This window comes from Paludisphaera rhizosphaerae, from assembly GCF_011065895.1.
In the GTDB taxonomy this organism is placed as follows: Bacteria; Planctomycetota; Planctomycetia; order Isosphaerales; family Isosphaeraceae; genus Paludisphaera; species Paludisphaera rhizosphaerae.
Genome location: NZ_JAALCR010000018.1, coordinates 97748 through 117912 on the forward strand (window position 1 = coordinate 97748; position 20165 = coordinate 117912).

Here is a 20165-nt window from a genome sequence, read left to right on the forward strand (position 1 = left end):
AGCATTCCCTCCCGTAAAACCAAGCACCCACGCACTCGCATAAGTGCTTACGCAGACTTCATGGGCCTCCTCTTTGGGGACGAACTCGCTTAGCGAGCGGATCATCGCATCAATCTGAGGATCGGCCTCTGTCCGAACGTCCGACATCGTGGGGTCCCTCCTAACCATCGTTGGTTGCCGGCCGTCGATGTGAAAACCGCCCGGGAGAGGGACCTGACAGTCTTCCTATAGAAAAGGGCCCGAATGTTCAAATTCTGCGACGCCAGCCGAAGATCTGTTGTAATCGAACCTCAGAGTACGATTTCTTCGAAAACCCCCCTCGTTAATTGCAGAATTCGCGGATTCGGGCCCCATTGATAGTGGCAAGGACGACCAAGGAATTCAGTCGAGAGACAGTCCAACATCACCAGACGCGAGAAGCGTCGCCCCTATCGAAGGAGACGAGACCATGAGAATCGCATTCGTGGGTCTGAGCGTATTCGGTTTGATCGGGGAGTACCTCGCGGCATGGACGTACCGACCTTACACGACATTCGCAACGCCGCGCTCGAACGGTTTAATCCCCATTCGGAAGCGACTCTTCGCGAACTCAGACGCTGTGAACTTCGATGGAATCCACGCGATCTTCGACGGCGGGCGCCCGAGCCGGCTCAATCGACTTGCGACGTTCCTTCACGCCTGAGGGGCGGGGTTTTCCACGTCACGAGCCGTTGGTTATTGGAGGATGATTGGAATGCCCGCTTCTGCCGAACCCCGTCAGTCGGACTCGGTTAAGCACACGTCCACCCCTTTCGAGACTCTTGAATACCTCGTCTTCAAGGAGAGCGTTGAGGCGTCGGACGCCCTTGCGTCGCTGGGTTTCTGCAACCCCGCGATCGATCGCATCCGGAAAATCGACGCAGAAAACATCCGAGAAGACGACGTCGAGTGGTTTCACGTTCACGTCGAAGGGGGCTGCCCGGCGTGCGCCGAGGCGCTGCGTCGCATGGAAGAGACGCTCGCGGCCGACCAAGGATCAGGCCCGAAGAGCGGTCAGGATGTTGCAAATTCTCAAGCCGGCGCCCCCGCCGACTGCAACACCGTCAAGGCCCAGATGTCGAAGTACCTCGACGACTCCCTGGAGATCCAGGACCGAGACAATTTCAATGAACACGTGCGTGAATGTCGTTCCTGTTTCGACCTGGTCGAGAAGCTGGAATGGACGCTCTATCTGGCCGCGGCCGCTTTTGAGGGCCGCCCGGACGCGCCTCGCGAGGAAGAGTCGCCCGAGGCAGACCCTGGACCATGCGACGGCCCCGGCGATCTGACAAGTGATGCGGCACGGAGAGCCGCCAGGACCGGCGCTGCCGGTCGTGTATAAACCCCTCTCGGTTTCCCGTAAGGATCTCAGCGGACTTCGGCGCACGTCGAAGACGGCTCGTTTTGTCTTCACACCGATAGTACGAGACGAGGTTTCGACATGCCGACGATCGCGGCCGTCATCGACCGGATGTTTCCCGAGGGGACCAACCCGAGCGGTGGCGGCCCAGTCGACAGAACCCAGGCTCCGCAATGGCCTCCCGACGCGTTCGCCGTCGCGGCGACCCTCGTCGGGCGATCCGGCTGCTACAGCCGTCCTGAATCCACAGGCCTTCAAAATCAGACGTTCGACGAGCAGTTCGTCGACCGCGCCGAACGCCTCGGCCGCCTGTGGGCGGGGGAACTCGACGTCCAAAGCGAAGGGTCGCGAGGACCCGTCTCGCCGAGGGAGGCTCCTGAACTGTTCCACGAGTTGGAGGCGTTGTGGAGCGTTCTGACGAACCACCGTGAGCTACGGATCTCGGATTCGAAAGCCGAAGTCTGCTGGCGAGCGGCCCTGCAACTGATGGCCATCGCCGACGAGGCTTGCCGGGGAGTCGGCTTCGCGTCGATTGCCCGAAAGCCCAAAGACGCCCCCTCCCCCAAAACCACCCGTCTGATGGCGCTCGTCCACGCAGTGAATCTTGAGCGCGAGGCGAACATCACGTACGGCCCTTCCGATCAGAAGTTCTCCCTTCCCTACCTGCCGAACAGCCTCTGCAGGATGGTCCCGCCCGACGAGGCCTGCGTCCATCCGAAGACCCGCGCGCCGCGAGCGGGAATCACGCTGCGGTCGTTCTCGCACTACCTGGCGCTGGTGCCGCCGATCGGCGAGGTCGAATCCTCCTGGCGGAATGTCAACGAGGGAATCGCCGCGGAGTCTCCCGCCGAACCGTGGCTCAACGTGCTGGTCGTCCCCTTTCCCTACCATGTCCCGAAAGGCTGCTTCCGCGTCGGTCGCCGAACAAGCTGCGACGCCGTCGCCGAACTGCAGGCGGCGCGCGACTTCCATTCGTTCTTCTTTGACGCCGAGGCAAAGTGGCTGAAGGACCAGGAACGGGCGCTCGACCCCAAGGCCCTCGGCCATTTTCTGGTGGACCTCGTCAAGGAGGCGAATGCGGCCCCCCAAGGCGGTCGGGTCGACGTCATGGTCTTGCCTGAGCTGGCGCTGGAGGCCAACATCGCGGAGAAGGTCGCCGAGATTCTGGCTGAACGAACTTCGCTCAACATGTTCGTCAGCGGCGTCTACGAACAACCGGCCGACGCCGACCCGATCAACGCCGTGGATTCCTACCTGCTCTTCAACGGCGAGGTCGTCGACAAGAACCGTCAGACCAAGCATCACCGCTGGAAGCTCGATCCCCGACAGTGCCAGGACTACGAGCTCGGCCCAGACTTCGACGCGTTGCAGTCGACCGTCGCGGCGGCGCCGGCGGGCCAGGACGACGAGCCTGACCCAGACTTCGATGCACGAGATGAACAGACGGCGTTCTGGGAGCACATCGACATCACCCGTCGCACCGCCTCGTTCTGGGTCTTTCGTCCCGGCGTCAGCGTGACGACCCTGATCTGCGAGGACCTGGCCCGTGTCGACCCCGTCCACACCTACATCAGGACCATCGGCCCGACTCTCGTCATCGCCCTGCTTATGGACGCGGCCCAGAAGCGAACCCGATGGCCGGGGCGGTATGCGACGAACCTTCGGGACGACCCGGGATCGTCCGTGCTCACGGTCAGCTCGCTGGGGATGATCCGTCTCGTCCGCAAGTATTACGACGCCGAGGCGCCGCAGGCGGTGGCGTTCTGGGCTGATGAGCACGTCGCCCGCGAACTTTGGCTCGACCCGGGGAGCCATGCCCTGCTGCTCAAGCTCAAGCCTGTGTTCTCCACGAATTACACGCTCGACGGGCGGGGCAACGACGGACGAACCATCAGCCTCCGCCTACCGTCCCACGAAGAAGGGCGGGAGGCGGAAGACGCCTTTGAAGCGGCGAAGGCGGGGGCCGCGGCCGCCTCCTGGGCCCTGGACGCCGCCGACAAGGCCGTGAGAGGAGCATCGGATCGGACGGGGAAGGAGTCGATCGAAGCGGTCAAGAAAACCGCGATTGCGGCGGCCTCGGCCGCCCAGGACGCGTTGAAGGCGGCCCACGAGGCGGTGAAAGCGGCACGGGCGGCCGGTCTGCACCGTACCAAGAACAAGCGGGTGATCCAGATCCAGCATCCGCGACCGCCGGCGTGGCTCGGCATGAATGCGCCGTCGGAGACCTCTTCTCAGGGCGCCGCCTCATGAATGAATCGTCCCCTCGCCCCGACGAGGCCCCGGGCGAAACAGCGGCCGCGGAAGCAAAACGCCTGCAAGAAGAGGGGCGCCGGCAGATCGCCAACCTGCTGCGTTCCACCGCCGCGAAGCGCCCCTGGATCCAGAGCGAACTGGACGACGCCGAGAACGAGGTCGTTCTGATCCTGCTCGATCGCGTGGGGTCCAACATCTGGGAGGATCTGAGCCCACGGAAGTTCGGCTCCGAAGCAGCTCGACAGGCGCGTCGAAGCCTTTTCCAGGCGGTGCAGATCGTCTCCGATCGCCTCCGAAATCGCCGACGGGTCGAGATCAAGCCGGGAGACGCTGACTACGACCCCGACGCCGACAAAACGCGTCGCCAGCGGCGGACGATCGCCCCCGACTGGCATCTCGGCGACGACGCCGAACGGGTCGTCGACGATGCTGTCGAGGACGGGGTGCGCATCGACGTCCGCACCGCCCTCGACGGCCTGCAACCGCAACAACGTCGGATCGTCGTCCAGCGCGTCGTTCAGGGGCTGACCTGGGAGCAGATCGCCGCCGAGCTCAAGGTCACAGCCTCTCAAGCTCGTTCCCAATTCTCGAGCGCCCGGTCTGTGCTCGCCGATTGGCTGCGGGCCTACAGCGACGACCTCTGAAATCCTCGGACGACCGAGATCGGGGATGGAAGAAGTCGGAGCTGAGGCCTACGTCCCGGGAGAGTCCGCGGTAAACTGACCGTCGTCCCTGCGAACTCATGAATCTTTCCAGAGACTCGCTCCCTCGGGCTCCTCCCGCAGTCCTCTCCAAAAGCGGCACCATGAAGCGTCCATCGGCCCTCGTCCTCGCAAGCGTTCTGGCGTTCACCGCGTCGCACCACCGCGCGAACGCCGAGGACCATCCCAACATCGTCTTCATCCTGGCCGACGACCTGGGGTGGAACGACACCACGATCAACGGCGAGAGCCAGTTCTACGAGACCCCCAACATCCAGCGGCTGGCGGATCGGGGGATTCGGTTCACCAACGCCTACGTCGCCAACCCGCTCTGCTCGCCGACGCGCGCCAGCATTCTCACCGGGCTGTATCCCGGGCGGGTCGGGATCACGGCTCCCAACTGCCATCTCCCGGCGGTGCGTTTGAACCCCGTCAGTCAGCCGACGGCGCCTCCCGATCAGAAGGCGCTTCCCCAGATCAGCGCGACCCGGCTGAAGACGACGTACCCCAGCCTGGCGAAGACGCTGAAGCAGGCGGGATACGCCACGGGACACTTCGGCAAGTGGCATCTGGGTCGGCCCCCCTATTCGGCGCTCGAGCAGGGGTTCGACGTGGATCTGCCGCATGCGCCGATCCCCGGTCCGGGCCCCAGCTATCTCGGCCCCTGGCCCTTCTGGCCCGACAAGGGAGCGGAGGGAGAGCACATCGAGGACAGGATGGCCAAGGAGGCCTCCGCGTTCATCCGCGAGCACAAGGACGGGCCGTTCTTCCTGAACTACTGGGCGTTCTCCGTCCACAGTCCGTGGACGCCCAAGCCGGACCTGGTCAAGAAGTACGAGGCCAAGGCGGCCAAGCTCCCTCCCGGCGAGCGCCGGCGGAACCCGATCTACGCCGCGATGATCGAGAGCCTGGACGACGCCGTCGGCGTGTTGCTGGAGACGCTGGACGAACTCAAGATCGCCGACCGGACGATCATCGTCTTCACCGGCGACAACGGCGGCGTGAACTGGTTGGACCTCAAGTGGCCCCAGATGTTCGGCCTGAAGACTCCGCCCACGTCCAACGCCCCGCTTCGCGGCGGCAAGGCGTGCCTCTACGAAGGGGGCACGCGTGAGCCCACGGCCGTCGTCTGGCCGGGACGGATCGCCCCAGGAACCGTCACCGACGCCATCCTGTCCAGCGTCGACTGGCATCCCACGCTGCTGGAGATGGCCGGGCTCAAACCGCTGGAGGGCCAGAAGCTCGACGGGATCTCCCAGGTGTCGACCCTCCTGGGCAAGGGCCCCGTCCGGGAGGTCGCCTACTGCTTCTTCCCCCACTTCCTGGGTCACGGCGGCGGCGACCCGCGTTTCGACCTCCTCGCCTGCGTCCCCGGGACGTGGGTCCGCAAGGGAGACTGGAAGCTGATCCGCTTCCACCACGACAACGACGACCAGACCGACCGATTCGAGCTGTACAACCTCAAGGACGACCTCGGCGAAACCAGGAACCTCGCCGCCGACCGCCCCGACCTCGTCAAGGAGCTGGACGCCCTCATCGATCGCCACCTCGAAGACATCGGCGCGATTGTCCCGCCCAGGAACCCGGCCTACAAGCCGAAGGGGTCGTAACGACTCTCCAAGAAGGATCGCGACTCCGCCGAGCCCTCGCCGCCGAGGGAATCGCGCGGATGGTGCGTCGATTTCGGAGTTTTTTCCTGCGACAATCCCACCGTGGGGGCCCCGTCGCCCCTCGCCTCCCTCGAGTCCGAAGCTGTTCCGAGGAGCCCACCGTTGAACATGGGATCGATCCCTTGCGCTCGATGTGGAGTGATGTGCTCACCGGCGGATACAACAGACGGGCTCTGCTCGGATTGCCGGATGAAGCGTCGGCACGGGCCGGAGACGGAGCTCGATGAAGAGACGATCCCCGGCCCGTCGAGCGATGCCGGCCAGGAACCGACCGATCGGATGGGGCCGGACGAGACGTCGACGCCTCAGCCGGACGGCGCGGTCGAGGACGACAGCACGACCCTGCCGCCGGACGGCCTCACGGTGAGCGCCGGGGCTGGGGCCAAGGCCCCGGTCGACCTTGGACGAGGGACCACGGTCCATTACTTCGGCGACTACGAGATCCTGAAGGAACTGGGTCGCGGCGGGATGGGGGTGGTCTACAAGGCCAGGCAGCTCAGCCTCAATCGGGCCGTCGCGTTGAAGGTCGTCAAGGCCGGGGTTCTGGCGGACGACGAGGAACGCCGCCGATTCCAGAATGAGGCGGAGGCCGTCGCGCTGCTCGATCACGTCGGGATCGTTCCGGTCCACGAGGTCGGCGAGCACGAGGGGAAGCCGTACCTTTCGATGAAACTCATCGAGGGGGGCAACCTGACGGCAAGCCTCGCCAGGTACAAGCAGGACCCTCGCGCAGCCGCCGCTCTGACCGCCGAGATCGCCGAGGCCGTCCACCACGCCCATATGCGCGGGATTTTGCACCGCGACCTGAAGCCCGCGAACATCCTGCTCGACGCCGGGGGCCACCCCCACGTCACGGACTTCGGGCTCGCCAAGCGCGTCGAGGAGGACCTCGAACTGACCGCGAGCGGCGCGATCCTCGGGACGCCGTCCTACATGAGCCCGGAACAGGCCTCGGGTCGCCGAGGCGCGATCACGACGGCGTCCGACGTTTACGGCCTGGGGGCGATCCTCTACGCGCTCCTCTCCGGCAAGGCGCCGTTCGGCGGCGGGAGCGTCGTGGAGACCATCGACGCGGTCAGGAATCAGCCGCCAGTCCCTCCGCGTCGGGCGAACCCCGACGTCCCCCGCGACCTCGAAACGATCTGCTTGAAATGCCTGGAGAAAGACGCGCGACGAAGGTACTCCTCGGCGTCCGCCCTGGCGGACGACCTGAAAGCCTGGCTGGAATCCCGGCCGATCTCGGCCCGCCCCGTCGGCGCCTTCGAGAAGCTGCGACTCTGGTGCAGGCGGAACCCGGCCGTGGCGGCGTCAGCGGCGGCGGTCGTCATGGCGCTCGTCCTGGGGACGGGGTCGGTGATCGCCGTACAGACCCGGGCGAACGGCCTGCTGGAGAAGAAGAACCTCGACCTTCAGGCGTCGAATGCGGAACTCGACAAACAGCGGCTCCGCGCCGTCTCGGCTGAGGCCGAGGAACGCCGCCGCGCCGCGGAGGTCCAGGAGACCGCGGACTTCCAGTCGAAGATGCTCGCCCAGGTCGATCCCGCCCAGGCCGGCCTGAACCTCTCCCAAGACGTGAGAGCCCGGTTCGTGGAGGCCCTAGCGAAGGCGGAGACCTCCGACGTTGAGCGGGCGCGGCAGGAAGAGGCCTTCGTCAACGCCTGGAGCCGGGTCAACTCCACCGACGCCGCCCGCACCCTGATCGACGGCGCCATTCTCAAGCCGGCCGCCGAGGCGATCGACGTCCAGTTCAAGGACAGGCCCTTAATCGCCGCCACGCTGCGGCAGACTCTGGGAGAGCGATACGAAGACCTCGGCGACTACGAGGCCGCGGCCCTCCAGATGAAAGCCGCGATCGACGCCAGACGACGAACGCTTGGGGACGACCACCCGGAGACGCTCGAGGCGATGGTCGAATTGGGTCGCATACTCACGTCGCAGGACAAATACGACGAGTCGTCGCGGCTCTTGAAGCAGGCCATGGATACGGGCCGAAAAGTCCTCGGCGACGATCATCGCACGACCCTGAGCGCCACCCACGGCATGGGGGTCGTGCTCAGCAAGCAAGGGCGATGGGACGAGGCGGCCTCGCTTTTGAGCGAGGCCTACGAGCGACGTCTACGGCTGTTCGGAGAAGACGACCGCGACACGTTGACGGCGATCGCCTCGATGGGAGACATCCTCAAGGCGCAGAGCAAGCTGAACGAGTCGCTGCCCTACCTCAGACGGGCGGTCGACGGGAGGCGGAAGGTCCTGGGCCCGGACGCCGACGCCACGCTGAACTCCCTGAATAACCTGGGCACGCTGTACGTCGACCTGAAACGGCACGCGGAGGCCGTCGCGTGCTTTCGCGAAGTGTGCGACAAACGGCGCGTCCTGCTCGGCGCGGTCCATCCCCGGACCATGAACGCCCTCCGAAACCTCGCCGGAGCCCTCTCCCGCGAAGGGAACGACGCGGAGGCCGAATCCCTGATGCGTGAGGCGCTCGCCGACGACCGCCGGATCCTCGGGGACGATCACCTGTCCACGCTCGTGTCGCTGAACAACCTCGGCGCGTTCCTGCTCGAAAAGAACAGACCGGACGACGCCGAGCCGTTCTGCCGCGAGTCGCTGGAGAAAAATCGGCGAATCCTCGGCCCCAACCACCCCAGGACCCTGGTCGCGACGAACGTGATGGGCTACGTCTACTCGCGAAAGAAGCGGCCCGCCGACGCCGAGCCCTTGCTGCGCGAAGCCATCGAGATCAGCCGACGCATCAACGGGGAAAATCATCAAGACACCCTCGTATTCATCCAGAACCTCGGAACGTCGATCATGGATCAGAAGAAGCCGGCCGAGGCCGAGCCGGCGTTCCGCACTGTCGCCGAGAAAGCCTCCGCGGCGCTCGGCGATCGACATCCGCTCGTCGTCGGCGCCAGGACCAATCTGGCGCGCGTCCTCCTCGACCAAAAGAAGTTCGCCGAGGCGGTCGAGGTCCTGGCGTCCAGCGAGAAGACGGCCCGTGCGATCGGCGGTCGAGAGGGAGATCGATCGCTCGCCATGACCCTGCAGCGGTTGGGGACGGCTCGAATCGGCCTCCACGAATTCGAGAGGGCGGAAGCGACCCTCCTCGAAGCCCACGGCGTCGTCCTCAGGATGCGAGCCGCCGGCGTCGCCGACTCGCGCAACTGCGAACGGACGCTCGTGCAGCTCTACACCGACTGGGACGCCGCCAAACCGGGGAACGGTTACGACGCGAAGGCCGCCGAGTGGAAGAAGAAACTCGAAGAACCGGCGTCGCCGTCCCCCACTCCCAAGGCGAGCTGACGGCTTCCGGAGCCGGTCGAGACGTCCCATTTCGGCCGATGACGTCCTCGGCCCGTTTGACAGGGTTGGCGGTTCTGGGGTGCAATCGGATCCACCAGGGCCGTCTTGTTCCCGCTCCGGAGCCTTCGATGTTCAGGATTCGTCGTTTCATCGCCGCGATTCTCGTCGGCGTGGTTTCTTTGCAGTCTGCGCCGCAGGCGTTCGCCTGGGGGCGGGTCGGGCATCGGGTGATTGGGAGGGGGGTGGAGGCCCGGCTCTCGCCGAAGGCGAAGGCTGCGGTGGCGGCGCTGCTTGCTCCGGGCGAGACGCTCGCGGACGCCTCGGTCTGGGCGGACGAGCACAAACGCGAGCTGCCGCAGACGGCCTCGTGGCACTACATCGACGTTCCACTGGACGAGCCCCGCTACGACGCCCGGTTCTCGGGCGAGGATCCGGCGAAGGGGTGCATCGTCGCCAAGATCCGCGAAGAGATCGCCGTCATGAAAGATCCCGGCCGGTCGATCGACGAGCGTCGGATCGCCTTCCGATTCGTCGTGCACCTGGTCCAGGATCTGCACATGCCGATGCACGTCGGCGACAACAGCGACAAGGGAGGGAACCTCACCCAGGTCCAGTTCTTCGGCGAAGGGTCGAACCTCCACCGCGTCTGGGACTTCGAGATGATCGAGCGCGACGGCGCGACCGAGGAGGCGTGGCTCGCCATCCTCGCCAAGGAGCCCGCGGCCGAGGCAGACGCCGCCGGCTCGCTTGAGGACTGGGCCACCGAAAGCCTGCTCGCCGCCCGCGCCGCGTACCAGGCGCCCGGCACGACCCAGCGAATGAAGTCGGGGGCCAAACTCGCCGAGGCCTACCTCGAAGCCAACCGCCCCGTCGTCCGTCGTCGCCTTCACCTGGCCACCGTTCGGCTCGCCCGGGTTCTGAACGAGGCGTTCGGGGGGTGAGCCGAATCAGGGAGGGGGTGGATTTCCAAACCGTCGACAGCCCAAAATAGATAAGTCCGAGAACGGAGATTGAAGGTCGTGGAAGTCGGAGGGCGTGCGGGTCGCGATCCTATCCATAACGGCCTTCCCCCCTCGCGGGGGAAGGTGGCCCGAAGGGCAATACTGTTCGGCACGACTTGCATAGAAGCCATCGGAGGCGATTGCCTCCCTTCTCCCCTGGTGGGAGAAGGTGCCCCGTAGGGGCGGATGAGGGGGGTCATAACCGTCGGCGGACGTTGGGATCCCCCTCATCCGACCTTCGGCCACCTTCTCCCACCAGGGGAGAAGGGAGGTTTCCATCGCTTCTTCTGAAGCTCAATTCCCGTGCCGAACAGTATTGGCCCGAAGGGCCGGATGAGGGGGGATCGGCGTCGCATCAAGAGCCAGCCGCCTGGGTGCCATGGCCACACTTGTGTGGCCATGCGATCGGCGACGGTCGCGCTGGCTTCCCACACCGGTTCATGGCCACGCAAGCGTGGCCATGGCACCCGGAGTCACCTTGTGAACCAGTCGCCGGAGTGCATCCAACGGCGGTCGTCCCCCTCATCTGATCGCTTCGCGATCTGTCTTCCCCCGCGAGGGGGGAAGACTGTAATCCTCTTCGACACGCTCAATCCAAACCGGTCGACGCCCTCTCCCGCTACCGGAGCCCCGCCATGAATCCCCTCGAAGAATACGCCCTGTCCGAAACGCGTCGGCAGTTCTTCCGTCGGGGGGGCAACGCCGTGGGATGGGCGGCGTTGGCGGCGCTGCTGGGTCGGGAGGGCCGTGTGCTGGGGGGCGACGTCCTGGCAAAGCCCGCGGCGCACGTGCCGCCGATCCCGACGCACTTCGCGCCCAAGGCGAAGCGGGTCGTCTATCTGCACATGGTGGGCGGGCCTTCGCAGATGGACCTCTTCGACTACAAGCCGAAGATGGACGCGATGTACGACAAGGACCTGCCCGAGTCCATCCGCAACGGCCAGCGTCTGACCACCATGACCAGCGGCCAGGCCCGGTTCCCGATCGCGCCGTCGAAGTACAAATTCCAGCAGCACGGCGAGAGCGGCATGTGGGTCAGCGAGATGCTCCCCTATACCGCGAAGATGGTCGACGACCTCTGCTTCATCCGGAGCATGCACACCGAGGCCATCAACCACGAGCCGGCCGTCTCCATGCTCCAGACCGGCAACCAGATCACCGGCCGCCCCTGCCTGGGCTCGTGGGTCAGCTACGGCCTGGGCTCGCTCAACGAGGACCTCCCCACGTTCGTCGTCCTCGTCGCCCGGCCGACGAATACGGAGCAGCTCCAGGCGATCTCCGCGCGGCTCTGGTCGTCGGGCTACCTGCCGGGCGAGCACGCCGGGGTCTCGTTCCGCAACGCGGGCGACCCAATCCTTTACATCAACAACCCGCCGGGCGTCCCCAAGGAGGTCCGGCGCAACACGCTCGACGGCCTCCGGGCCCTCAACGAGATGAACCTCCGGCAGGTCGGCGATCCCGAGACCCGCACCCGGATCGAGCAGTACGAGTTGGCCTTCCGCATGCAGGCCAGTGTCCCCGAGCTGACCGATACCAGCGGCGAACCCGAATCAACCTATCAGCTCTACGGCGAGGACGCCCGCAAGCCCGGATCGTTCGCGAACTCGATCCTGCTGACGCGACGGCTGCTGGAACGCGGCGTCCGCTTCGTGCAGATCTACCACAACAACTGGGACCACCACGCCAACGTCGGCGGCCGGATGCCCTTCCAGTGTCGGGACGTCGACCAGCCCTGCCACGGCTTCATCCAGGATTTGAAGCAGCGCGGGATGTTCGACGACACCCTGGTGATCTGGGGCGGCGAATTCGGCCGCACCATCTACAGCCAGGGGGGGCTCTCGCACGACAACTACGGCCGCGACCATCACCCCCGATGCTTCACCATGTGGATGGCCGGGGGCGGCGCCAAGCCGGGAGCCGTGTACGGCGAGACCGACGAGTTCAGCTACAACATCGTCAAGGACCCCGTCCACATCCACGACTTCCACGCCACCATCCTGCACCTGCTGGGCTACGACCATGAGCGGTTCACATACCGCTACCAGGGCCTCGACCAGAAGCTGACGGGCGTTGAGCCCGCCCACGTGATCAAGGCCCTGTTGGCCTGATTCAGCCCGTGCTCGACACGGCCCTCCGATCGCCGCGTCGAGAGCGCCCATCCTTGAGGCAACAGCCGCTTACTTCGCCTGCGCGGCCGCCGGCGTCTTGGCTCGGGCGAGGTAGTCGGGCAGCAGCGTTTCCAGATCCTTGCGGGCGTCGAGGCTGGCGAGCCGGCCGTCGGCGTCGATCAGGAGGAGGCGGGGGATGGAGTCGATCCCCAGGCCGGTGACGAGCGAGGCGTCGAAGCCGTCGCCCGGGCAGTACTGGGGCCAGGAGATCTCGTTCTTGGCGACGAAGGTCTTGACCTTCTCGCGGCCCTCCGCGCCCTCGTCCAGGCTGACGCCGAGGAACTCGACGCCCTTGTCCTTGAACTCGGCGTAGAGCTTCTTCATGCGGGGCATCTCGGCGACGCAGGGGCCGCACCAGGTCGCCCAGAAGTCAACCACGACAACCTTCCCCTTGAGCCCGGCGATCGAGACCGGCTTGCCGGAGACGACGTCGTCGAAACCCAGCTCGAACGGCTTGCCGACGCGGTCCAGCGCGGCGATCGAGGCGACGGCCGCCTTGGCGGAGGGGTGGTCGGGATAGTCGGCGATCAGGCGATCGAGAAGTTTGCGCTTCACGGCCGGGTCGCCGGTCGTTGAGGCGAAGCCGTTGAGGAGATTGGCGCCCATCCGGTCCCTGGGGAAGTCGGCGAGGAACCGCTCGACCTCGGGGAGAGCCGCCTCGGGATCTTCGCGGTGGGACGTGACGGTCGCGATCGCCCGCATCATCCGGGCGTTCTTGACGAAGCCCGGGGCCTTCTGATTCTCCAGGGCCCGGTCGATCTCGGCGACGGTCGCCGCCGCGGTCGCGGGCGCCATCATCGTGTTCGTCCAACGGCCGACGAGCATCTCAGGGAGCCGTTCGTTCTTCGGGTCGGCGTTGAGCAGCTCCAGAGCGAGCTCGCCCTTGCAGAGAGCGGCCTTGCCGTAGGCCTCGCGAAAGGCGCGAATCTCTTCGGGCGTCTTGACCTTCTGGTCGGGATCGCTGGCGGGGAAAACGACGGCGTCGTAATCGGCGAGGATCGCGGCGGACTTCCGCACGGGTTTTGGGTCGTCGGCGAGAGCAGCCGTCGCGAGCGATGCGGCGGCGATCCAGGCGAGGGCGGCTTTCATCGGGGAGCGGCTCCGTGAGTGCATCTCAACCTTTACATACAGTGGCGACTACAAGGTTTTGAAGTTCCCTCTCCCGCCGGGAGAGGGCAGCCGCGCAGCGGCGGGTGAGGGTCGTGGTAGTTCGGAGGGCAGGTCGGATGAAATCCGGAACCATAACGGCCTTCCCCCCTTGAGGGGGAAGGTGCCCCGAAGGGGCGGATGAGGGGTGGAGATCCAGAAGCCTTCGAACTCGGTGCCTCGCTTCAAGCCGACGCCGGTCGTCCCCCTCATCTGACCGCTTCGCGGTCTGTCTTCCCCCTCCGGGGGGGAAGACGTCCTCGCCTCCAGTCCTATGCTTGCAAGTCCGACGACCCTCTCCCGGCGGGAGAAGGGACGATGGCGGCGGCTGGTTGCTGATCGGGCTCAGTAGGCGTCCGACGAAACCACTTCGCCGCCGTTGCGGGTGGAGAGCTTCTGCCAGACGCCCATGTAGGCGCCGTTCTGGAGGGTGAATCCGTAGTCGCCGGGGCCAACAGAGGAGTACATCTCGGCGTTGGCGCCGACGGGGAGGCCGGTGGTCGGCGTGGGGATCGTCCAGGAGTCGATCGAGTCCTTGATGAAGTGGACCGAGCCGTCAGCGTAGGCCGCGTTGACGCCGCCGGAGTGGAAGCTCATCGCGACGTTGATCAGGTAGTAGCTGGGGATGTTCTTGTACTTCTTCAGGCCGTTGGGCGGGAAGCGGGTCTCGAAGACGCTGGAACCCGGGTCGCCGTCGTTCCACCAGTGGTAGCCCTTGCTGGTGGAAGGATTGAAGAAGCCGTGGCCGTTCTCAGAGAAGGCCAGGGTGTTGCTGGTGCCGTCGGTGATCGAGGCGATCGTCACCGGGCCCTGGTCGACGATCACGCCCTTCTGGTAGGCCGGCAGCGCGGGGTCCGCGCCGACGCCGCCGACGACCTTGAAGCCGTTGGCGTTCCAGGGGCCGCCGCAGCCGAAGTAGTGGGTCAGGCCCTGGTTCAGCGTGAGGGTGGCCGGCAGGTAGTAGTAGTCGCCCGTCAGCTGGACCGGCGTCGAGGAGGTGGGATCGCTCGGGCAGAGGAGCATCGAAAGGCTGACCGACGTGATCGTCGTGTTGCCGGCGTCGATGTAGCTGTACATGAAGTTCGCCGAGTTGTAGATCGCGCTCTGCTCCAGGAACGGAGCCATCCGCACGAACTCCGAGAAGCCGAACTGGGACTTGCCGTTGAAGTTGTAGATGTTCGCCGGCGGGTAAGAGCCGTTGCTGCTCTCATAGTTCGCGGCGGCCAGGCCGATCTGCTTCAGGTTGTTGACGCACTGGGCCCGGCGTGCGGCCTCGCGGGCGCTCTGCACGGCGGGAAGCAAGAGGGCGATGAGGACGGCGATGATCGCGATGACCACCAGCAGCTCGATCAAAGTAAAGCCGCGGCGGCGAGGCTTCAGGGGTTGCGTTCGAGACATGGGGGGACTCCTGCGGGGACGAAACGGAAGAATGACGAGGTGACGGACGGCCCTGGAGAGAGGAGGGAGGAGGGGCCGGTTGGTTGCGGTCTGGGTCGGCTGGCTCTGGCTCAATGGGTCTGGGCGGCCTTCGCGGCCTTGGCCTTCGCCTTGACGTCGGCGGCGGCCTGCTTGGCGTCGAACTGGCCGGCGGGTTTGCGTTCGGGGAGGTCGATCGTTCCGGCCATGCGGGACGTCTCGTCGCCGCAGCCGGCGAGGACGACGGCCAGGGCGAGCCCAAGGGCGGCGAGGCGACGTTGCTTTCGGGGCCGTTCAGAGGTCATGACGACGGGTCCACTCCTTTTGCTGGGCGACACGTAGGACTCGGTTCGATCAGAGCCCGGAGGTCGTCCGGGGGTCGGGGTCGATGAGGCGTCGGCGGTTGAGTTTGGGATCGACGGCGCGGGTCAGTTCGGCGAGCCGCCGCAGGGTCGGAAGCATGGCGCGAAGGGCGCCGGCCTGGGCCGGGTGCCGCTCCAGGATGGCGTCGACGGCGAGCGTCTCCCCCTCCTGAAGCCTGGCGGTGATCTGTTCGGCCAGGACGGCCAGGGCGGCGTCCAGGGCCTCGTCGGAAAGGGGAGGTTCGTTCACGCGTCGAGCCCCTCCAGCCGGGCTCGGAGTTTGACCAGGGCGCGGTAGAGGCGGACCTCGGCCGCGCCCGGCGTACAACCCAGGGCCTCGGCGATCTGGGCCGCGCCGAGTTGTTCGATGTGGCGCATCACGAGAATCTCACGGTCCTTGGTCGGCATGCCGTCGAGCGCGGCCATGACTCGCTCGATCCGCTCCTGGCGGGCCAATCGCCCGCTGGGGCTGGTGTCGTCGGCGGCCAGGCGGCGGCTTAGGGCCGACCGCGAATCGTCCCACGACTCCGGCGCGGCCTCGCGGCGGACGCTTCGCGCCTGCGCCGTGATGTGCCGTCGGTGGGCGTCGACGACTCGGTCGGAAGTCAGCTGCCGCAGCCATCCCAGGAACGGCAAGGGGCGGTCGCGGAGGAAGTCGTCCAGCCGCGTCGAGGCTTCCGCCAGCGCGTCCTGGACGACGTCCGAGGGGTCGATTCGCGAGGCCAGCCGACGATCCAGCCGGGCCCGGACCATCCGCCGCAGATCGTCGCGGTGCCGCTCCAGCAGCTCCCGACGCGCGGCGTCGTCCCCAGCCAGGCTCCGTTCGATCAGCGCTTCCACGGCGGCGGCCCCCTCAATGGTCATCGCCTTCTCCCTCTATCGCTTACCCCGCAGAGCGTCGCGATTCCTTACACGATTCTTCGGAGAATCTTCCGGATCGTCGAGGGGGGAAGATTTGCAGGGAGTCATGCACTTCCCAAAAACCGTGGCGCAGCGAGCCGAGCCCCCTGGCCACGCGAGCATGGCCAGGGGGCTCGTCCAGGTATCCGTTATCCGTCCGAGGATGCGGCCTCACTGGTTCTATTTGTCCGAATCCGCCTTGCCGTCCGCCCGAGCCGTCAGCCCGTGGAGCAGATCCACGGCCTTTTGGAGGTGCGAACCCGCCTCGTCGAGAGCATCGCGGGCCCTGGGGTTCCGGTTCATTACGCCGTAGCCCTTATTCATGGCGACCGCTTCGTCGAGTAGCTTCGAGGCGTCCTCACCCTGATCGAGCTTGCCGATGGCATTCTCGATGAGCTTGATGGTGTCGTTGCGCCGCTTGTCTCGTTCCTCGAACTGATCGGCCCCCTTCCTGAACGGCACGGTCTTCAGGGCGTCGCGCGCCGATTTCAGTTGGGCGATGGCCTCGTCGATCTCCCTGGGCCGTCGACCGGGGGACTCCGTCAGCGCGTTCGCCTTCCTGGGCTTCGCGATCTTGAGCACGGCGGCCAGTTTGAGGAAGCCGTCCGAGGGCGTCAGCTTCGCGTCGCCGAGGGCGGTTCGGACGTCGGGATCGGCGGCGAGCGTCTCGTACTCGCGCACGACTTCCCGGACGCGCTCGGCCAGCGCCGACCGTTTCGACTCCGCTGCCTGGCAGGCCTCCTCGGCCAGCTTCGCGAGCCGCGCTTCTGCTTTCGGCTGGGCCTTCGTTTTCGCCTGGCCTTGCATCGCTCGCTCTCTCTGCGCGGCTTTGATGTCGGCCTTGCCGGCGCGAAAGGCGGTCTGTTCTTCGAGCGTCTTGCCGTCCCGCTTGGCAAGCTTCATCTCGCCGACGAACGCGCGATCGAACGCGATGCGTTGGTGAAAGTTGATGATCGACTGGTTCGTCGCGGCCACCGCGCCCGCCCGTTCGATGGCCTCGGCGGCCGCGTCCATCGCGGCCAGCGTCTCCTCATAGCGCCCGTAGACGTCGGCCTCCGACGCCAGCCGATACGTCCCTTTGACCTTGTCGACCCCCTTGCTCTTGAGCAACTCGGCCTGGGGGTCAGGCCCTTCGAAGTCGGCGGCCGAATTGGCTCCGCTGATCGCGACGAGACCACAGACGACGACCGCGAGCGACGATTTAACAGCGGTTGTAGTCATTATTGGATCCCACCTATGTCTTGTGACGAGCGACCCGTACGCCCCCGATTAAATCAACGCCCTCGCCCTCCGCCTACCGAATTCCCACAAACGCGTCGATTTCGATCGCGCGCCGCGGCCCGGTTCGACCAGTCGCGATCGGCGCGGGATCGGGCTTCGGGGCGCTCACCGAAAAGGGGGGGGTCAGAAGCGCCCCATCGCCCCGCGCTCACGCTCGTCGGCAAAGCGATCGGCGACGGTCGCGCTCATGCGGCGTCGATCGATGGCCCCGCATGGCGAGGCATGCCGCCCGTCACTTCTCGGCTTCAGCCTTTTTCGGCCTGGGGATGTGCTGGGGCTTGGCGGGGTCGTAGTTCGGATTCGGCGTCGGCATCTGGGCCCCGCCCTCTTCACGCCAGGCCTGAAGGCGATCCCGCAGGCGGCGGGCGACGTCCGGCTTCTCAGCGGCGAGGTCGTGCTGTTCGCCGGGGTCGTCGCAGAGGTTGTAGAGTTCGAGCCGGCCGTCGTCGAGTTGCTCGATCAGCTTGAGGTCCCCCTCGCGCACGGCGCTGTAGGGCATGGTCCCGCCCTGCTGGTAGTGCTGGTGGTGGGGATAGTGCCAGAACAGAGCGTCGCGTTTCAGGTCGCCCGTCCTGCGAAGCAAGGGGACCAGACTGACGCCGTCGGGGCGATGCTCTGGCGCGTCCTTGAGCCCGGTCGCCTGCAGGAGGGTCGGATAGAGATCGGCTGTGATGACAGGCGCATCGCAGACGCCGCCCGGCTTCGTGACGCCGGGCCAGGAGATGATCAAGGGGACGCGGACTCCCCCCTCGTAACACGAGCCCTTGCCGGCGCGGAGGGGTTTGTTCGAGGTGGTCGGGACGCGTCCGCCGTTGTCCGAGGCCACGACCACGATCGTCCGATCGGCGATCCCAAGATCGGCGAGGGTTTTGCGGACGCGCCCCACGGTTTCGTCCACGCTCTCTACCATGGCCGCGTACGCGGGGTTGTGGTGCTCGAGCCCGGGACGCAGCTTCTTGTTGTATTTCTCGACGAGGTCCGCGCGGCCCTGGATCGGCGTGTGGACTCCGTAGTGCGGGAAATAGAGGAAGAACGGCCGGTCCTTGTGGTCTTGCAGGTATCGGACGGCCTCGTCGCCCAGGCGGTCGGTGAGGTAGTCGCCCGGCTTCCCTTCGGAGAGGGTGTCGATTTTCCACGGGGCGAAGTAGCCGACGGGAGGCTGGGGAAGGTGCGTGCCGCCGATGTTGCCGTCGAAACCGTGCTTCTCCGGGTAGTATTCCGGCCCGCCGAGGTGCCACTTGCCGAGGCTGACCGTCGCATAGCCGTTCGATCGGAAGACGTCGGCGAGGGTCGTCTCCTCAAGGGGGAGGTACTTGGTCCAGTCAGGCACGAGCATCTTCGGGTTGGCCGGCATCTGGCCGGGGATCCAGTCGGTGACGTGCAGCCGCGCCGGGTACTTGCCGGTCAGAAGGCTCGCGCGGGTGGGCGAGCAGACCGTGCAGGATGAGTAGGCCTGGGTGAACTTCACGCCGTCGCGCGCCAGTTTGTCGATGTTGGGCGTCTCGTGGAGGTCGCTGCCGTAGCAGGCGAAGTCCGTCCAGCCCAGGTCGTCCACCAGGATGAGCACGACGTTCAGCCGGTCCGGCTGCTGCTGAGCGGGCGCGGATGAAACCATGCCAAGCCACGCCGCCACAGCGGCGAGAACGATGACGCGCCGACCCTTCATGACTGGCCTCTGCTTGGGAAATCTCTCGTTGGCTGTCAGCTTCGTCACGGCGTCCTTGATGGCGATCGCGACGTGTTCCATCGACCTTGCGCCCTCGTTCTACGCAACCTGACTAACGACGCTCCGCATCCAAACCCCTCAGCCGCCCTTTCGCATCAGCCAGAGCGCGATCAGCGGGGCCAGGTTGAAGAGTAGAATACCGATCTTGTAAGCAAGCATCCCGACATAGTGGATCAGGTCGAAGGTCTCGTCCGAGAATCGGAACCACAGGCCGTGCAGCCGATGAATCACATCGCGGGCGAAGGCGAACGCGAAGAACCAGGCGAGCAAGAGAGTGTAGTTGACCGCCAACGACCACAGGAGGAAGCGACACAGGAATTCAGTGTCCACGGTGATCTCCTCTCGCGCAGCGGATTGGACGACGGCTTGACTCTTCGTTTCAGCTCCAGGTTTGTCGCGGCTGCTCCACCGTTCACGCTCTCCGTTGGCCCGCGATCGGCGAAGGCCGCGCGATCGCACGCCATCAAGCGTCGGGTTGCTCGGCGGGTAGGGCCGGCCTGACGTGTGGGATCGAATGCTCGTCGCAGGCCGAGAATTTCTGATAGTTCGCCCGGGCCTGGGTGAGGCTCAACGCTCCATTCGGTCCGCCCCGGACGACGTCGGCGTCGTAATCGTCCTGGCCGTCGTCCTCCCAGAAACAGACGGGGCAGATGTCGAAGCCGCCGCGTTCCGTGAGCGTCTTGCAGAAGCAGCAAGGACAACGGACGGGCAATTGAGGCGGCTGAGCGTCCATCCGCGAAACGTACTCAAGGAACCAGGCGATCCCGGCTTCCCTTGAGCTGAGAGCATCGTCGTCGTCCGGTCGCGGCTCCATCGGTGGGAACTCCGGGGCTGGATCGTCCTGCGCTCGACTGGTCGCG

General features: G+C 65.9%; 16 protein-coding genes. 7 read left to right on the forward strand and 9 right to left on the reverse strand.

All coding sequences use genetic code 11. From position 1 onward, the window contains the following. Nucleotides 1-733: 733 nt before the first annotated feature. The 7 genes from G5C50_RS21885 (at nucleotide 734) to G5C50_RS21915 (ending at nucleotide 12414) form a co-directional block, all read left to right on the forward strand. Entirely contained in the window at nucleotides 734-1360 is a 627-nt protein-coding gene (locus G5C50_RS21885) for an anti-sigma factor family protein (protein WP_165072955.1), read from the forward strand. A 99-nt stretch (nucleotides 1361-1459) separates the two neighbouring features. Continuing rightward, on the forward strand, nucleotides 1460-3628 hold the full coding sequence (locus G5C50_RS21890; RefSeq protein ID WP_165072957.1) for a hypothetical protein: 2169 nt from the start codon (nucleotides 1460-1462) through the stop codon (nucleotides 3626-3628). Then, on the forward strand, nucleotides 3625-4275 hold the full coding sequence (locus G5C50_RS21895; RefSeq protein WP_165072959.1) for an RNA polymerase sigma factor: 651 nt from the start codon (nucleotides 3625-3627) through the stop codon (nucleotides 4273-4275). The genes G5C50_RS21890 and G5C50_RS21895 overlap by 4 nt, the downstream gene beginning before the upstream one ends. Before the next feature lie 161 nt (nucleotides 4276-4436). Next, a complete protein-coding gene (locus G5C50_RS21900) occupies nucleotides 4437-5942 on the forward strand; it encodes a sulfatase (RefSeq protein WP_165072961.1) in 1506 nt (501 codons plus the stop codon). A 249-nt stretch (nucleotides 5943-6191) separates the two neighbouring features. Further along, nucleotides 6192-9305 carry a serine/threonine-protein kinase gene (locus G5C50_RS21905; protein ID WP_165072963.1) on the forward strand — a complete coding sequence of 1038 codons (3114 nt, stop codon included), beginning with the start codon at nucleotides 6192-6194 and terminating at the stop codon, nucleotides 9303-9305. Between the two features lie 128 nt (nucleotides 9306-9433). Beyond that, nucleotides 9434-10246, forward strand: coding sequence for a S1/P1 nuclease (locus G5C50_RS21910; RefSeq protein ID WP_165072965.1), 813 nt, complete (start codon nucleotides 9434-9436; stop codon nucleotides 10244-10246). Nucleotides 10247-10941: 695 nt separating this feature from the next. After that, the gene (locus G5C50_RS21915) at nucleotides 10942-12414 is read left to right on the forward strand and encodes a DUF1501 domain-containing protein (protein WP_165072967.1); all 1473 of its coding nucleotides are present in this window, start codon (nucleotides 10942-10944) and stop codon (nucleotides 12412-12414) included. A 69-nt stretch (nucleotides 12415-12483) separates the two neighbouring features. Here G5C50_RS21915 and G5C50_RS21920 read toward each other — a convergent pair whose 3' ends face one another. The 9 genes from G5C50_RS21920 to G5C50_RS21960 all read right to left on the reverse strand — a co-directional run bounded on the left by G5C50_RS21920 (nucleotide 12484) and on the right by G5C50_RS21960 (nucleotide 20119). Beyond that, nucleotides 12484-13563, reverse strand: a complete 1080-nt coding sequence (locus G5C50_RS21920) for a TlpA disulfide reductase family protein (protein ID WP_165072969.1) — start codon at nucleotides 13561-13563, stop codon at nucleotides 12484-12486. A gap of 402 nt (nucleotides 13564-13965) precedes the next feature. Next, on the reverse strand, nucleotides 13966-15018 hold the full coding sequence (locus G5C50_RS21925) for a DUF1559 family PulG-like putative transporter (RefSeq protein WP_165073041.1): 1053 nt from the start codon (nucleotides 15016-15018) through the stop codon (nucleotides 13966-13968). A 110-nt stretch (nucleotides 15019-15128) separates the two neighbouring features. After that, complete coding sequence (locus G5C50_RS21930) at nucleotides 15129-15341, reverse strand: hypothetical protein (protein WP_165072971.1); 213 nt, start codon at nucleotides 15339-15341, stop codon at nucleotides 15129-15131. A gap of 49 nt (nucleotides 15342-15390) precedes the next feature. Next, a complete protein-coding gene (locus G5C50_RS21935; protein WP_165072973.1) occupies nucleotides 15391-15648 on the reverse strand; it encodes a hypothetical protein in 258 nt (85 codons plus the stop codon). Continuing rightward, nucleotides 15645-16262 (reverse strand): sigma-70 family RNA polymerase sigma factor, encoded by a 618-nt coding sequence (locus tag G5C50_RS21940; protein ID WP_165072975.1) that lies wholly within the window; start codon nucleotides 16260-16262, stop codon nucleotides 15645-15647. The genes G5C50_RS21935 and G5C50_RS21940 overlap by 4 nt, the downstream gene beginning before the upstream one ends. Before the next feature lie 216 nt (nucleotides 16263-16478). Continuing rightward, nucleotides 16479-17519, reverse strand: a complete 1041-nt coding sequence (locus tag G5C50_RS21945) for a hypothetical protein (protein WP_165072977.1) — start codon at nucleotides 17517-17519, stop codon at nucleotides 16479-16481. Between the two features lie 292 nt (nucleotides 17520-17811). Then, nucleotides 17812-19326 (reverse strand): sulfatase, encoded by a 1515-nt coding sequence (locus G5C50_RS21950; RefSeq protein WP_165072979.1) that lies wholly within the window; start codon nucleotides 19324-19326, stop codon nucleotides 17812-17814. A gap of 57 nt (nucleotides 19327-19383) precedes the next feature. Then, nucleotides 19384-19635 (reverse strand): DUF6868 family protein, encoded by a 252-nt coding sequence (locus tag G5C50_RS21955; RefSeq protein WP_165072981.1) that lies wholly within the window; start codon nucleotides 19633-19635, stop codon nucleotides 19384-19386. A 133-nt stretch (nucleotides 19636-19768) separates the two neighbouring features. After that, nucleotides 19769-20119: a CPCC family cysteine-rich protein gene (locus G5C50_RS21960; protein WP_206107798.1), complete on the reverse strand. Its 351-nt coding sequence runs from the start codon at nucleotides 20117-20119 to the stop codon at nucleotides 19769-19771. Between the last annotated feature and the right edge of the window lie 46 nt (nucleotides 20120-20165).

Coding starts and splice junctions, on each gene's coding strand:
- G5C50_RS21885 (WP_165072955.1), top strand. CDS start 734: ATGCCCGCTTCTGCCGAACCCCGTCAGTCGGACTCGGTTAAGCACACG.
- G5C50_RS21890 (WP_165072957.1), top strand. CDS start 1,460: ATGCCGACGATCGCGGCCGTCATCGACCGGATGTTTCCCGAGGGGACC.
- G5C50_RS21895 (WP_165072959.1), top strand. CDS start 3,625: ATGAATGAATCGTCCCCTCGCCCCGACGAGGCCCCGGGCGAAACAGCG.
- G5C50_RS21900 (WP_165072961.1), top strand. CDS start 4,437: ATGAAGCGTCCATCGGCCCTCGTCCTCGCAAGCGTTCTGGCGTTCACC.
- G5C50_RS21905 (WP_165072963.1), top strand. CDS start 6,192: ATGAAGCGTCGGCACGGGCCGGAGACGGAGCTCGATGAAGAGACGATC.
- G5C50_RS21910 (WP_165072965.1), top strand. CDS start 9,434: ATGTTCAGGATTCGTCGTTTCATCGCCGCGATTCTCGTCGGCGTGGTT.
- G5C50_RS21915 (WP_165072967.1), top strand. CDS start 10,942: ATGAATCCCCTCGAAGAATACGCCCTGTCCGAAACGCGTCGGCAGTTC.
- G5C50_RS21920 (WP_165072969.1), bottom strand. CDS start 13,563: ATGAAAGCCGCCCTCGCCTGGATCGCCGCCGCATCGCTCGCGACGGCT.
- G5C50_RS21925 (WP_165073041.1), bottom strand. CDS start 15,018: ATGTCTCGAACGCAACCCCTGAAGCCTCGCCGCCGCGGCTTTACTTTG.
- G5C50_RS21930 (WP_165072971.1), bottom strand. CDS start 15,341: ATGACCTCTGAACGGCCCCGAAAGCAACGTCGCCTCGCCGCCCTTGGG.
- G5C50_RS21940 (WP_165072975.1), bottom strand. CDS start 16,262: ATGACCATTGAGGGGGCCGCCGCCGTGGAAGCGCTGATCGAACGGAGC.
- G5C50_RS21945 (WP_165072977.1), bottom strand. CDS start 17,519: ATGACTACAACCGCTGTTAAATCGTCGCTCGCGGTCGTCGTCTGTGGT.
- G5C50_RS21950 (WP_165072979.1), bottom strand. CDS start 19,326: ATGGAACACGTCGCGATCGCCATCAAGGACGCCGTGACGAAGCTGACA.
- G5C50_RS21960 (WP_206107798.1), bottom strand. CDS start 20,119: ATGGAGCCGCGACCGGACGACGACGATGCTCTCAGCTCAAGGGAAGCC.